Source organism: Neobacillus sp. MER 74, from assembly GCF_023714155.1.
Map to the genome: position 1 here is coordinate 429,136 of NZ_JAMAUV010000001.1, position 14,245 is coordinate 443,380.

Below are 14,245 nucleotides of genomic sequence, written 5' to 3' on the forward strand. Positions count from 1 at the left end.
TTGGTCAAAACGATAAGCAAAGAAATGGAAGCTTCCATTTCTTGCTCTTAAAAAAGAAAATCGGCTAGTAGCCGATTTTCTTTTTTTGAACCTATTACCACCAAATAATTGTTGAAAAGGCAAGTATAGTTATTGCTCCAACCAACACACCTGAGTATAAAAAGAGTGATGGAGCTTCATGCCCTTTATGGCTCATATGCATGAAATAATATAGTTGGAAAATAACTTGAACCACTGCTAATAAAATAATAAACGGTACAGTAAACCATGAAGTAAACCCTTTAATATATACAGCTGCAAAAGCAATTAATGTTAAGAAAATCATTAGGGCAAAAGAAACTAACTGATATTTCATTTCTTCTGCATTTTTCCTGCGACGATATTCAATGTCTACTCTTGGGTTACCTGAATTTAATTGTTGATTAGCCATCAGTTTATCCCACCATTCCCATTAAATATACTACTGTAAAGATAAATACCCAAACAACGTCAATAAAATGCCAGTATAAACTAAACACATAGAATTTTGGAGCGTTGTAAAGGTCTAAGCCACGTTTAGAATTTCTAAACATCAATGTTAAACACCAAAGTAAACCAAAAGCAACGTGGCCCCCGTGGAAACCAACTAGTGTATAGAAGGCAGATCCGAAAGCACTGCTTGTAAATGTATGCCCTTCATGGACATAATGGGTAAATTCGTAAACCTCTAGTCCTAAGAACCCTGCACCTAATAGAGCTGTAAGACCAAGCCAAACCATCATTTTTTTGAAGGCAAAATTCTTCATATGATACATTGCGTACACACTTGTTAATGAGCTGGTTAAGAGCAGCATTGTCGCAACAAATGTTAACGGTAATTCAAATAAATCCTTTGCTAAAGGATGACTTGAACTTGGAACTTTATCCTTTAAAGCAAGGTATGTGGCAAAGAGGGAGGCAAAAAGAACTGTCTCTCCCCCTAGGAAAAACCAAAAACCTAAAAATTTATTTTTTGATTCAAGGGTTGATTTTTCCGGCGCAGCAGGCCATGTTTCATAAGTAAATTTTTCATCAGCGTGCATTATGCCTTTACCCCCTTATCATCGTCATCCATTAAGTCCTCTTTGTGAATATGGAATCCATGATCATCTTTTACTGAACGTAAGAACATGGAACCAAACGTTACTAACAATCCAATAATCATTACTGGTAAAGACCAAGCCTTATCATTTACATGATACATTGCTCCAAAAGCTGCAATGAATAATCCTAAAGCCATCATAAACGGTAAGAAAGATGAATTAGGCATATGAATGTCACCAAGCGGCTCAGCCGGAGTCATTCCTTTTTTACCATCCATTTTTTCTAACCAGTATGCATCTAACCCACGAACAAGTGGAAGTTGTTTAAAGTTATAGAACGGTGGTGGTGAAGGGATTGCCCATTCTAAGGTTCTTCCATCTCCCCATGGATCATTACCGACTTTAACATTTTTCACAGATGTTACGATGATGTTATATAACATGACAATAACACCTAAGCCCATAAAGGCAGCTCCTATTGAACTAACCATGTTGGCACTGTCAAATCCTTGACCAGGAAGGTATGTGAATACGCGTCGCGGCATTCCCCATAAACCTAAGAAATGTTGGATAAAGAAGGTTAAATGGAACCCGATAAAGAACAACCAGAAAGTAATTTTACCTAACGTTTCATTCAACATTGTTCCAAACATTTTTGGCCAATAAAGATGTGTGCCTGCAAATACTGCAAATACTACACCACCAACAATAACGTAATGGAAGTGCGCAACAACGAAATAAGTATCATGGTATTGATAATCTGCTGCTGCGGAGGCAAGCATTACCCCTGTTACTCCACCCGCAAGAAATGATGGAATAAATGCCATTGCCCAATGCATAGGAGTGGTAAATTTAACACTTCCTCCCCACATTGTTAAAAGCCAGTTAAATATTTTAATTCCTGTCGGTACACCAATTGCCATAGTAGCTACTGCAAAAATGGCATTAGCTACAGGTCCTAAACCAGTTGTAAACATATGGTGAGCCCATACCATGAAGCCTAGGAAACCAATTAATACCGTTGCAAAAACCATGGAAGAGTAACCAAATAAACGTTTTCTTGAGAAAATTGGGAAAATCTCCGAAAATATACCGAATGCCGGAAGTATTAATATATATACTTCTGGGTGACCGAAGATCCAGAATAGATGTTCCCAAATTACGGTATTTCCACCTAATGTAACATCAAAGAAATTCGCACCAAACAATCGGTCGAACATCATTAGAACTAAACCAACCGTTAATGGAGGAAATGCAAACAAAATCAGTGCAGAAGTAACAAATGTAGTCCAAGTAAACAAAGGCATTCTCATATATGTCATACCCGGAGCACGCATGTTAATGATGGTAACTAGGAAGTTAATACCACCAATCAAGGTTCCAATACCAGATATCTGTAAACCTAAGATATAAAAGTCTACACCGTGGCCTTTTGAGTGAAGTGCAAGTGACGCATAAGATGTCCAACCTGCATCAGGAGCTCCACCTAAGAACCATGAAAGGTTTAAAAATATTCCACCAAAGAAGAATAACCAAAATCCTAGAGCATTTACAAATGGAAACGCAACGTCGCGTGCTCCAATTTGTAATGGCATTACCGCATTCATAAATGCAAATACAAGCGGCATTGCAGCAAGGAAAATCATTGTTGTTCCATGCATTGTGATAATTTCATTAAATAATCCGGCACTAACAAAGTCATTATTAGGCACTGCAAGTTGGATGCGGATAAATATTGCCTCAAGTCCGCCCACTAAGAAGAAAAATCCACCTGCAATGAGATATAGGATAGCGATCTTTTTATGGTCAACAGTTGTTAAAAAGTCCCATAAAGTTGCCCCAAATCCCTTTTTTTGAGCATAGGTACTCACAATTTTACCTCCCTTTCAACCAATTCCCCTTTTATTTCTGAACCTTTAATCCCATTAAATACTCTGATAAGGCATTAAGCTGTTCTTCAGACATTTCAGGGTATTTACCTGTCATCATGTTTCCAGGTTTGTATGTTTCCGGGTTACGGATCCAATTTTTTAACTCTTCTTTATTATGATCCAAAACACCTGCTACACGAGTGCGATTACCAAAATCTGATAAATTTGGTGCAAGACGTGCTGTCTCAGGCATTTTATTTGATGGTGTTACGGCATGACAACCGATACAGCTTTGATTGAAAATTTCTTGACCCTGTGCAGCAACAGTGCCTTGGGCTTTAGCTGGCTCTTTCACATTCTGCATCGAAGCAACCCAATCATCAAATTTATCTCTGCTGATTGCTTTTACTTTAAAGTCCATTAATGCATGGGATGGTCCACAAAGTTCTGCACATTTCCCATAGAAAAGATTTCCGGCTTCGTTGGCTTGTTTATCATCAAACTCTAACCAGAATTTATTGATATTATCAGTGTTAGTATCAAGTTTTCCACCAACAGCTGGTATCCAGAATGAATGTTTAACATCAGTAGACTTTAAATTAAAGTACACTTTTTCATTTGTAGGTACAACTAAATCCTGACTTGTTACAATCTTCTGTCCAGGATATTCAAAATCCCACCAGTATAAATGTGAGCGCACATTAATAACAATCGCTTTTGTATTTTTCTTGTCCATTGGTGATACATCTGCAAGCTTAAAGGTTGCAGCTACTGTCGGAACGGCAAGAATCAATAGTAAAAGAATTGGTACAACAGTCCAAATAATTTCTAATTTGTGACTTCCTTCTACTTGTTTTGGGATTCTGTCATCCTTTCGTTTAAAACGAACCAAGATCAAAATGAAAATGATCGCGACAACAATAATAACCCCAACCATGATTAAAGTACTTAACTTCATTAAATCATATTGCATTTTCGCAACTTCACCGGCAGGCTTTAACGTGGAAAGGTACGGTTCGCCACATCCGGAGAGTACAAGCGCTAAAATCGAAAATAACGAAATCAAACGCCACTTTGCAAGCCTTTTCATAGCTTAATCAAACCCCTCTTTCACTAATAAATTATAAAACATTTGGTGGATCAAAGAAGTATGTAGGATGACTGTTTCCTCAAATTTCATTTAGAAACAATCAATTGCAAAACTAAATCAATGTAACGATAACCATTGCTACAAAAATAATAGTTAAGTATTGCAAAGAGTAAACAAACATTAGTTTTGCCCACTTTATGTCATCTTTGATTCTATATCCATAAATCCCTAATGCCAGCCACCCGATATTTAATAAGATAGCAAGTACTAGAAATGGGATTCCTAACTTGGTTAGAAAAAACGGAATCGGTTGAAGTGCAGCAACCCAGAGAACGATGTGAATTTTGGTGGTTTTAAACCCCTTCACTACCGGCAGCATTGGAATACCAGCTGCTTTATATTCTTTAACTCTTCTCATCGCCAATGCATAAAAATGTGGTGGCTGCCAAGCAAACATTAAAACAAACAATGACCATGCCATAATATCAAGATTGGCATCGACCGCTGCCCACCCAATAAGCGGAGGTACGGCTCCTGAAATGCTCCCGATAATTGTATTGGAAACCAATTGCCTCTTAGACCACAGGGTATAGAGGAAAACATAGCTAAAAACTCCAAGCAGTCCAATTACTGTTGCAGTCATCGTAGTAAAGAATAAAGACAGTGTTCCCAGTCCAATGAGTAAAATACCTAATGAAAGAACTTTTACCGGCCCTATTTTCCCAGTTACAGTTGGTCGCGCCTTCGTCCTTTCCATTAAATGGTCTATATCGCGATCAACATAATTATTGATTGCACAGGACCCAGCGATAATTAATGAAGAACCAACTACGGTAAAAAAGACAATATCTAAATTATTTAGAAAGCTTTGCCCAGTAAAATGCAGTGCTAACCATAAACCAGTAAAAGTAGTAATAAGGTTGGAATTTACAATCCCTATTTTTATTAGGGCCATAAGGTCTTTCCAAGCTGTGGTTTGTAAAGTGGTATTCAGGCCCGCAGCGCCATTATCAATAGCAGCATCTCCGTAAGCCTTAGAGTCAGACATTTGTTTCTCCTCCTAAACCTAAATAACAAAACATTCATCATTTAAGTACGTAATATTGATACTTCATTATTTATGCCCTCATTTGTAATAAAAAGGAATGCTCATCAGAAAAAATCAATAAATTTTTTTCGACTTGAATAATAATTATCAAAAAAGAATAGTGATTTTTAAAACACTTTCTCTGTATATTAAATCACACTTTCCGATATTTTTGTGAACTTTTTTTGAATAATTTTATACAAAATTGTAACAGAATTCATTATTTCATGACTAATGTATGAATTTTATGGTTAGGACCTTTTATTTTTATATATGAATCATTCTATAATATATACCCTTATCTATTACTAACAGACTAAAATCAAAGTTTCAACTGTTTCCACTATAATAATAGTGTTAATCATTTGTTATTCAGGACCTTTTTATTACTAAAAGTTATTTAATAATCTATACTTAATTTCTGTTCTTTTTCGACATTATTCGGTATTATTAATAGGGATTTTAAAAATCTTGTTCTTTTCCATTTATTATACTGTCAGGTTTATCCAATGACAAATTATTGAACTTTTTAAGAGGTGACTTATTTGCGACGATCTTTGAAGTGGTTAGCGGTTGCCACTACCATCGGAATGATTTTTATTCTAATCGGCGGTGCATTAGTGACAAAGACCGGTTCTGGAATGGGCTGCGGGAGGTCTTGGCCACTTTGTCATGGTAAATTCCTTCCGTTGGCTATAACACCAGAATTAGCTATTGAACTTGCCCACAGGCTTGTTTCCGGATTAGGTGGAATTATGGTTCTCATTCTATCTGTTTGGTCATGGAAGGCGATAGGGCATATAAGAGAAACGAAATTTCTTTCATTCCTTTCCTTTTTCTTTTTATTATTACAAGCATTAATCGGGGCAGCTGCAGTAAAATGGGGACAATCAAGTTTTGTCCTAGCCTTACATTTCGGTATTTCTCTTATCTCCTTTTCATCGGTGTTATTGTTAACACTTTTAATTTTTGAAATTGATAAGAAATTTAATGCAGAAAAACTTTATATTGATAAGAGAATGGGGTTCCATATTGTCGGTGTTTCCATTTATAGTTATCTTGTAATCTACACTGGTGCACTTGTTCGTCATACTAAGTCTAGCCTTGTTTGTCGAGACTGGCCTTTATGTTTAAATGACTCCCCAGGTTTCCCCTCTAACTTGTACGAATGGGTGCAAATGGGGCACCGGGCAGCCGCTGGTCTGATCTTTATTTGGATTACCTATATCCTTATTTTGACAGTCCGCAAATATAAAGAGCAAAGAGTTCTTTATTGGGGTTGGATTATTTCCTTCATCCTTGTTACCTTGCAAGTGATTGCTGGGGCCTTGATTATTTTCACTCGTTTAAATCTCTATATTGCGCTTTTACATGCATTCTTTATTACTTGCTTGTTTGGGGTTTTAAGTTATTTTCTTTTGTTATATTCTAGGTCTAAGAAAAATTATCATTAAAAAAGTTGCTAGGGAATAAGATCCCTAGCAACTTTTTTTGTTTTTGGCTGCCTTAAACTTGTCTGTTGATTTCCTTTCCAGGCACTTCGCTTTCCGCGGGCGTGCCGGGGAGCCTGTCTAGCTACAGCGCCTAGCCCCTCGAGGTCACTTCGGTCCTGCCGCTGAAGTCAAAGAACGACTTCAACGTCAGGCCCTCCAGCGCTTTTCGGGGCTGAACAAGGCGCTTCCGCATTTCTTTCTCCTCGTCGCTTTGCTCCTGCGGGGTCTCCCCTGCCCCGTACTCCCGCAGGAGTCTTCGTGCCTTCCATTCCAATCAACAGAGTGCAAAAAATCAACATTAACATTTAACACAGCCTAGTTTTTCGTTAAGTCAATTAAAAGGTCTCCCGTTAGTATTGCATCACCGCTTGAAACATAAATATCCTTAACGATTCCTGAAAACGGTGCTTGAACGGTTGTTTCCATTTTCATCGCTTCGGTAATCATTAAATGATCACCGCGCTCTACTTTTTCACCTTTTTCGACGATCACCTTTACCACGGTTCCCGGCATTGTCGCAGCTAGTTGATTTTCATTTTTCGGATCAGCCTTTAACCTAGAAACTACCGTAGATTTAATACTTTCATCCTTTATGGAGACTTCACGCGGCTGACCATTTAATTCAAAGTAAACTACCCTCGTACCATCTGCTTGAGGATGACCGATAGAGACAAGTTTAACAATCAGTGTTTTCCCTGTTTCAATTTCCACTTCAATTTCCTCACCCAGTCGCATTCCATAAAGGAATGTTGGGGTATCAAGTACTGAGATATCGCCGTACTGCTCATCTATTTTCATGTAATCCATAAATACCTTAGGATATAAAGCATAAGAAATAACCTCAAAATCCGTTACTTGTCTGCCAAGTTCTTTAAACAATTTTTCTTTAATTTTCTTTAAATCCACTGAATTAAGCAATTCACCTGGGCGAACTTCCAATGGTTTTTTTCCTTTTAAGATTACTTGTTGTAAGTCTTCTGGAAAACCACCATATGGCTGACCAAGCGATCCTTCAAATAGTTCAACAACTGAGTCCGGAAAATCCAGCGTAGCTCCCTTTATTAGTACATCTTCCTCAGTTAAATCATTTTGAACCATAAATAATGCCATATCACCAACAACTTTTGATGAAGGCGTCACTTTAACAATATCCCCAAACATATGATTTACACGTGAATACATTTCCTTTATTTCATCCCAACGGTCACCTAGGCTAACCGCTCTGGCTTGTTGTTGGAGGTTACTATATTGACCTCCTGGCATCTCATGTTGATATATTTCAGTATGAGGCGAAACCATACCACTTTCAAAATCTTGATAATATTTGCGGACATCTTCCCAATAATATGACAATTTTTCTAATGCATTGATGTTTACTTTCGGTTGCCTTGATGTCCCTTCAAGAGCATAAAATAATGAATTAGCACTAGGCTGCGATGTTAGGCCCGCCATTGTTCCTAATGCCGTGTCAACAATATCGACTCCTCCCTCTATTGCTCGAGCATACGTAAAAAGACCATTTCCGCTGGTATCATGTGTATGAAGATGGATAGGAATATCAATTGTTTCTTTTAGCTCTGAAATAAGAATGTACGCTGCCTCAGGCTTTAATAATCCAGCCATATCCTTAATTCCTAGTATATGAGCCCCTTGAAGTTCCAACTCTTTAGCCAAGTGTTTATAATATTGAAGATTGTATTTCGTCCTTGCCTGATCCAAAATGTCCCCTGTATAACAAATGGATGCTTCAGCAATTTTACCAGTTTGACGAACCGCATCAATCGCAACTTCCATTCCCTTTACCCAATTTAAACTATCGAAAATTCGAAAAACATCAATTCCGCCCAAAGCAGATTGATCCACAAATTCACGGATTAGATTATCAGGATAGTTTTTGTATCCTACCGCGTTCGCTCCACGTATCAACATTTGGAATAAAACATTAGGAATTTTCTTACGTAGTGAAATTAATCGGTCCCATGGATCTTCTTTTAAGAAGCGGTATGCCACATCAAAAGTTGCGCCTCCCCACATTTCAAAAGAAAATAAATCGGGCAAAAGTTTTGCAGAAGGCTCAGCGATATGAAGAATATCATTTGTACGCATACGGGTAGCTAAAAGTGACTGGTGTGCATCACGAAAGGTCGTATCCGTTAATAAGACTTCTTTTTGATTCTTTACCCACTCAACAAGGCCCTCTGCACCGTACTTATCAAGGATTTGCTTAGTGCCCTCTTGATAAGGCAAATCATAAGGTAAATGAGGAATTCTTGGCTTCGAAAAAACTGGTCTTTTCTTCTTCTCAATTCCCGGGAAACCATTTACAGTGACTGTACCAATGTAGGATAACATTTTTGTCCCACGGTCTTTACGAAACGGGAAAATAAACAATTCCGGAGTCGTATCGATAAATGAGGTATCATATTCGCCGTTCCTAAACTTTTCATGCTTCACGACATTTTCTAAAAACGGTATATTCGTTTTAATTCCTCTAATCCTGAATTCCTGCAAATTACGAACCATTTTTGAGGCTGCTTGTTCAAAGGTCAGCGCCCAAGTTGATAGTTTTACTAATAACGAGTCATAATACGGTGTAATGACAGCACCTTGGAAGCCATTTCCTGCATCCAAACGTACTCCAAAACCTCCACCTGAACGATATGCCATAATTTTTCCTGTATCGGGCATAAAATTATTTAGCGGGTCTTCCGTTGTTACCCTTGACTGAATTGCAAATCCGTTAATTTGTATTTCTTCTTGTAAAGGTATACCAACTATCGGACCATGTATTTCATGTCCCTCGGCAATCAATATTTGCGTTTGAACGATATCGATACCCGTTACCATTTCTGTGACTGTGTGCTCTACTTGAACCCTTGGATTTACTTCAATAAAATAAAAATCATTTCCTGAAACAAGAAATTCTACTGTACCTGCATTCAAGTAATTTATATTTTTCATCAATTGGACAGCAGCTTCGCATATTCTTTTTCGTAATTCATCAGATATGGATACGCTTGGAGCAACCTCTACAACCTTTTGATGGCGCCTTTGGACGGAACAATCGCGGTCAAAAAGGTGAACAATATTCCCATGCTTATCACCAATAATTTGAACTTCTATATGCTTTGGATTTTCAATTAATTTTTCCAGATATACTTCGTCATTACCAAAAGCAGCCTTTGCTTCTGACTTAGCCCTTTCAAATGCTTCACGGATTTCATCTAGGTGTTTCACAATTCTCATCCCGCGGCCGCCCCCGCCAAGAGAGGCCTTAATGATAATTGGCAGCTTGTGTTCCTCCACAAAATCTTCTACCTCAGTTACATCTCTTACCGGACCTGGGCTTCCTGGAATGACTGGTATTCCAGCAAGCTCAGCTTGATGCCTTGCTTTAACCTTATCCCCGAACATATCTAGTTGTGTTATTTGAGGTCCAATAAAAATAATTCCTTCTTCTTCACAACGCTTAGCAAAATGAATATTTTCAGACAAAAAACCATAACCTGGATGAATGGCATTCGCACCGCTTTTTTTGGCGATTGCAATAATGCCGTCTATGTCTAAATAGGCATCAATCGGTTTTTTCCCTTCCCCTACGAGATAAGCCTCATCAGCTTTGTAACGATGGTAGGCTCCAGAATCTTCTTTAGAATAAATTGCAACAGTTCGAATATTCAGTTCTGTACAAGCACGAAAAACCCTTATGGCAATTTCTCCTCGGTTGGCGACCAATACTTTATTAATTTGTCTAGTCACAAAAAAGCACCTTCTATTCTATGTATTTTTAAAAACGCGAAGAGCTTAAATGTTCTTCGCGTTTTGACTAAATATAAAAAACCTTACCATCGCTTTGTTTAACTCGATTATCCATTTGTTCCTGGTTATTTTTATATTTCTTTTCATATTTATTGAACATTGCAACATTAACAAGTATTCCTGTTGCCGCTGCAAGCATTAAGAGAGAGGATCCCCCATAGCTTATAAATGGCAGTGGTACACCAGTAAGAGGAATTAACCCAGATACACCAGCTAGATTGATAAACGTCTGGATACCAATCATGCTGGAGATACCAAAAGCAAGGAGACTCCCAAAAGGGTCTTTACATTGTAATCCGACATATATTCCTCTCAATACAATATAAAAGAGAAGTATAATAACGAATCCCACACCCCAAATCCCTAATTCTTCGGCAATTACCGCCATGATGAAATCTGTATGTGATTCTGGAAGATAGCCAAGCTTTTGAATACTCTTCCCTAGGCCTAATCCATTAATCCCGCCCGAACCAATTGCAATGTAGGAGTTAGCTAAGTGAAATCCTTCATTATTTACGTACTTATCAGCAAACGGATTGTTTAATACGGCAAAACGACTTTGTTGTTCGTCAGAAAAAAACTTTCCCCAGGAGACCAAAACAAGCGGCAAAAGAACGATCATTACAATAATAAGTAATTTGCCGATACTTTTAAAACTCAGCCCAGAACACAAAATCATCGTACTTGCGATGGCCATAATAATCGCAGCAGTACCAAAGTCAGGTTGAATGATAATAAGTGAACATATAATAAAAAGATAAACTAAAGGTGGGAGAACACCTTTGTTAAATTGATTGATATAGGCTTGCTTTTTCGCATAGACGGCTGCCAAATAAATGATAGCTGCCAACTTCACAAACTCCGATGGCTGGAATAAGAAACTCCCAATTGAGTACCAGCTTTGCGCATTATTTTTTTCTACCCCAAATACAAATAAACCTAACAAAGATAAAAGAGAAGCTAGCACAATTAATACCAGAACTTTTTTGAACATCATGATCTTATATGGAAGAATTGCAGTGAAAAGGAAGATTACAGTAAAAATCATCAACCATACTTTTTGTTTTTGATAAAAGTAATCAGGTGGATAACCATACCTTTGAACTGCGGAAGCCATACTGGCACTGTATATCATAACAAGTCCAAAAGTACACAAAAGGATAGTAGCAATAATTAACGTATAATCATATGATTTCAATATTTTTTTTAGCATTTATTGGTCCTCATTTTCAATATTGATTTATATCATTCTATTATAATAGAAAATATACATTATTTCTTGAGGAAAGGTTAATTTGTTACAACAAATTAATATTGGAGTAGGCCCAATAATAAATGAAATCACCTGCTCATAATTAACAAAAAAACCCAAACAATGAACAGTAATTGTTTGAGTTCCTATGCAACTATTTCCTTAATGAAGCATCATGAAGCATTGATAACTCTTTCTCTAATGTATCGAGGATTGCTTTACCATCTTTACTATCTATTAAACCTAATCGAACAGCAAAATCTATCTCTCTTGATAGGCCAAACATTTGCGTATCCAGCACCTCTTCATAAAGAGGGCATTGGGGCATTGTGAGATTGTCCATTTGTACTTTGATTAGCCTTAATATTTTTTCTGCGTCAGCCTGTAATAAGGCAAATGCTTTTTCTTGGTGATTCACGATCATTTCAGAGGCCAACATAAATCCCCCCATTTCAGAGCGATAATTCAACTTATCTATAAATTTTACCGTTTACAACGGAAAATTGCAAGAACAATGAAGTCGATTAAAGTAGCAAGTTGAGACTATTTTTCATCAAAAATGATTTATCTTATCGCGGACCTGATTTTACTATTATGACATTTTGCCAAAAAGAAGTTATACTAATTATGCAAAGGTTTAGGGGGAATAAACTATGGAAAATATCATTATCATTTCAGGAAACGTGAAGTATACAATTACACTTGATCCAGGTGTGTGGATTTTTGACGACCGACGTATTGATTTAACCACCTATTTTACAACAAAACTAGAGAATACTGAATCATTGGAAGAGTATACGAAAGCAGTATCCAAACATTGGGACCGTGAAATTATCGAGGGTGCGATTTACCCGCCCACATTGAAAACTGAAAAGAAATTTGAAAAAGAAAAGGTATTGACTGGGACCTTTGGTATACCACTAAAACCCTTTCTAAAAAATTCAGAACCTTCTAGTGATGCAAATACATTTGTTATACATTGTATTGACAGTGAATATGAATACCCTCTAGAAAAGGCCAATGATTTTATCTTAGGATTTTCCAATAATGGAAAGCCACTTACAGGAGACGGTCCAATCCATGTCTATTTTGGTGATGGCTCAAATCTTACAAGTCCGATTAAAAACGTAAAGAGCTTTACCATAAAATAAGACGGGTGCCTTTGGCGCCCGTTTTATTTTTTTATATAATTTAGAGTAAATCTGCAGCTAATAGAGCTAATCCCGACCTTTCCCCTTTCATTAATTTAACATGACCTGAAATAGACTGATCCTTAAATTTTTCTACAACATACGTTAAGCCGTTGTTATATGCATCTAGATAAGGATGATCAATCTGTTCAGGGTCTCCCATTAACACAATTTTACTACCTTCTCCAACACGCGTAAGAATCGTTTTCACCTCATGCTTCGTTAAATTTTGTGCTTCATCTATTATGATGAATTGCTTCGGTAAACTTCTGCCACGAATATACGTTAATGCCTCCACCTCAATTGATCCAAGTCCTGCTAAAATCGCATCAAGTTCACCAGGCTTTTTGGTGTTGAATAGAAATTCTAGATTATCAAAAATGGGCTGCATCCATGGTCGAAGCTTTTCCTGTTTCTCTCCCGGTAAAAAACCTAAGTCCTTCCCTACCGGCACTATCGGCCTTGCCACTAAAAGTTTTTTATATTCCCGGAAATCTTCCGTTTGCATTAAACCAGAAGCAAGTGCTAACAGCGTCTTCCCTGTTCCTGCTTTCCCAGTTAATGTAACTAAGTGAATATCTTTTCGTAATAACAATTCAATTGCCATTGTCTGTTGAACATTCCTAGAATGGATGCCCCAAACATGCTCTTGATTTAAAGCTAATTTTTTTACCTTCTTACTGGTTTTATCTACCATTCCTATGGCAGAGGCAGAACTGCCCAATGCATCTTTCATTACTAAAAATTGATTGGGATAAAATGGGTGATTTGCTATCTCCGAGAGATTCAGTTCACCTTTTTCATAAAAACGACCCAATAATTCGATGGGAATCAACACTTCAAAAAAGCCTGTGTAGATATGATCAATTTCAACCACTCGATCATTCAAAAAATCTTCGGCATCTAAACCAATTGCATCTGCTTTGACCCTGACAAGAGCATCCTTACTTACTAGAATAACCGGCTTTCCATTTTCTTTGGTTTGTTCTTCTAAAAATAAATTTTTCGCCACTGCCAAAATTCGATTATCATTTGTTTTTTCAACAAATATATCCTGAAGTTCATGAAAGGTACGATGATTCAACTCAATTCGGATGGTCCCTCCGTTTTCAAGAGGAATTTTTTCATGGAGTTTTCCTGAAGCTCTAAAACCATCAATTAACCTTGATACTTGTCTTGCATTTCTCCCTACTTCATCCATGTACCTTTTCTTTGAGTCCACTTCTTCAAGAACCACTGCAGGAATTACAACCTCATTATCTTCAAAGGAGAAGAGTGAATACGGGTCTTGCAACAAGACATTCGTATCTAACACGTATATCTTACTCAAAGCAACGCCTCCTGCTTTACTTGTTGTTTGGATTGCATCTTGCAAACAACCC

12 protein-coding genes are annotated in these 14,245 nt (G+C 37.4%); 2 read left to right on the plus strand and 10 right to left on the minus strand.

All coding sequences use genetic code 11. The features are described 5' to 3' along the window. Positions 1–94 precede the first annotated feature (94 nt). The 5 genes from ctaF to cyoE form a co-directional block, all read right to left on the minus strand. Positions 95–430, minus strand: a complete 336-nt coding sequence (gene ctaF / locus M3610_RS02040) for a cytochrome c oxidase subunit IVB (RefSeq protein WP_098572639.1) — start codon at positions 428–430, stop codon at positions 95–97. Positions 431–434: 4 nt separating this feature from the next. Next, on the minus strand, positions 435–1,061 hold the full coding sequence (locus M3610_RS02045) for a cytochrome (ubi)quinol oxidase subunit III (RefSeq protein ID WP_026566335.1): 627 nt from the start codon (positions 1,059–1,061) through the stop codon (positions 435–437). Beyond that, complete coding sequence (gene ctaD / locus M3610_RS02050; protein ID WP_251456213.1) at positions 1,061–2,932, minus strand: cytochrome c oxidase subunit I; 1,872 nt, start codon at positions 2,930–2,932, stop codon at positions 1,061–1,063. Before ctaD ends, M3610_RS02045 begins: the two co-directional genes overlap by 1 nt. 31 nt (positions 2,933–2,963) lie before the next feature. Next, the gene (gene coxB / locus M3610_RS02055; RefSeq protein WP_251456215.1) at positions 2,964–4,022 is read right to left on the minus strand and encodes a cytochrome c oxidase subunit II; all 1,059 of its coding nucleotides are present in this window, start codon (positions 4,020–4,022) and stop codon (positions 2,964–2,966) included. 112 nt (positions 4,023–4,134) lie between these two features. Beyond that, on the minus strand, positions 4,135–5,070 hold the full coding sequence (gene cyoE, locus M3610_RS02060; RefSeq protein ID WP_251456218.1) for a heme o synthase: 936 nt from the start codon (positions 5,068–5,070) through the stop codon (positions 4,135–4,137). A gap of 584 nt (positions 5,071–5,654) precedes the next feature. On the opposite strand from cyoE, the gene M3610_RS02065 reads away from it, so the two are divergent. Continuing rightward, complete coding sequence (locus M3610_RS02065; RefSeq protein ID WP_251456220.1) at positions 5,655–6,563, plus strand: COX15/CtaA family protein; 909 nt, start codon at positions 5,655–5,657, stop codon at positions 6,561–6,563. A gap of 167 nt (positions 6,564–6,730) precedes the next feature. On the opposite strand, the gene M3610_RS02070 is transcribed toward M3610_RS02065, so the two are convergent. The 4 genes from M3610_RS02070 to M3610_RS02085 all read right to left on the minus strand — a co-directional run bounded on the left by M3610_RS02070 (position 6,731) and on the right by M3610_RS02085 (position 12,109). After that, entirely contained in the window at positions 6,731–6,907 is a 177-nt protein-coding gene (locus M3610_RS02070) for a hypothetical protein (protein ID WP_251456222.1), read from the minus strand. Between the two features lie 10 nt (positions 6,908–6,917). Continuing rightward, positions 6,918–10,361, minus strand: a complete 3,444-nt coding sequence (pyc, locus tag M3610_RS02075) for a pyruvate carboxylase (protein ID WP_251456224.1) — start codon at positions 10,359–10,361, stop codon at positions 6,918–6,920. Between the two features lie 67 nt (positions 10,362–10,428). Further along, positions 10,429–11,634, minus strand: coding sequence for an FtsW/RodA/SpoVE family cell cycle protein (locus M3610_RS02080; protein WP_098572633.1), 1,206 nt, complete (start codon positions 11,632–11,634; stop codon positions 10,429–10,431). Positions 11,635–11,827: 193 nt separating this feature from the next. Next, entirely contained in the window at positions 11,828–12,109 is a 282-nt protein-coding gene (locus M3610_RS02085; RefSeq protein WP_251456731.1) for an Fpa/YlaN family protein, read from the minus strand. 217 nt (positions 12,110–12,326) lie between these two features. Here M3610_RS02085 and M3610_RS02090 point away from each other — a divergent pair, with 217 nt between their 5' ends. Next, a complete protein-coding gene (locus M3610_RS02090) occupies positions 12,327–12,824 on the plus strand; it encodes a peptidyl-prolyl cis-trans isomerase (protein ID WP_251456225.1) in 498 nt (165 codons plus the stop codon). A 40-nt stretch (positions 12,825–12,864) separates the two neighbouring features. Here the strand turns inward: M3610_RS02090 and M3610_RS02095 are convergent, their stop codons facing one another. After that, positions 12,865–14,193, minus strand: coding sequence for a PhoH family protein (locus M3610_RS02095; protein WP_098572738.1), 1,329 nt, complete (start codon positions 14,191–14,193; stop codon positions 12,865–12,867). Positions 14,194–14,245: the final 52 nt, after the last annotated feature.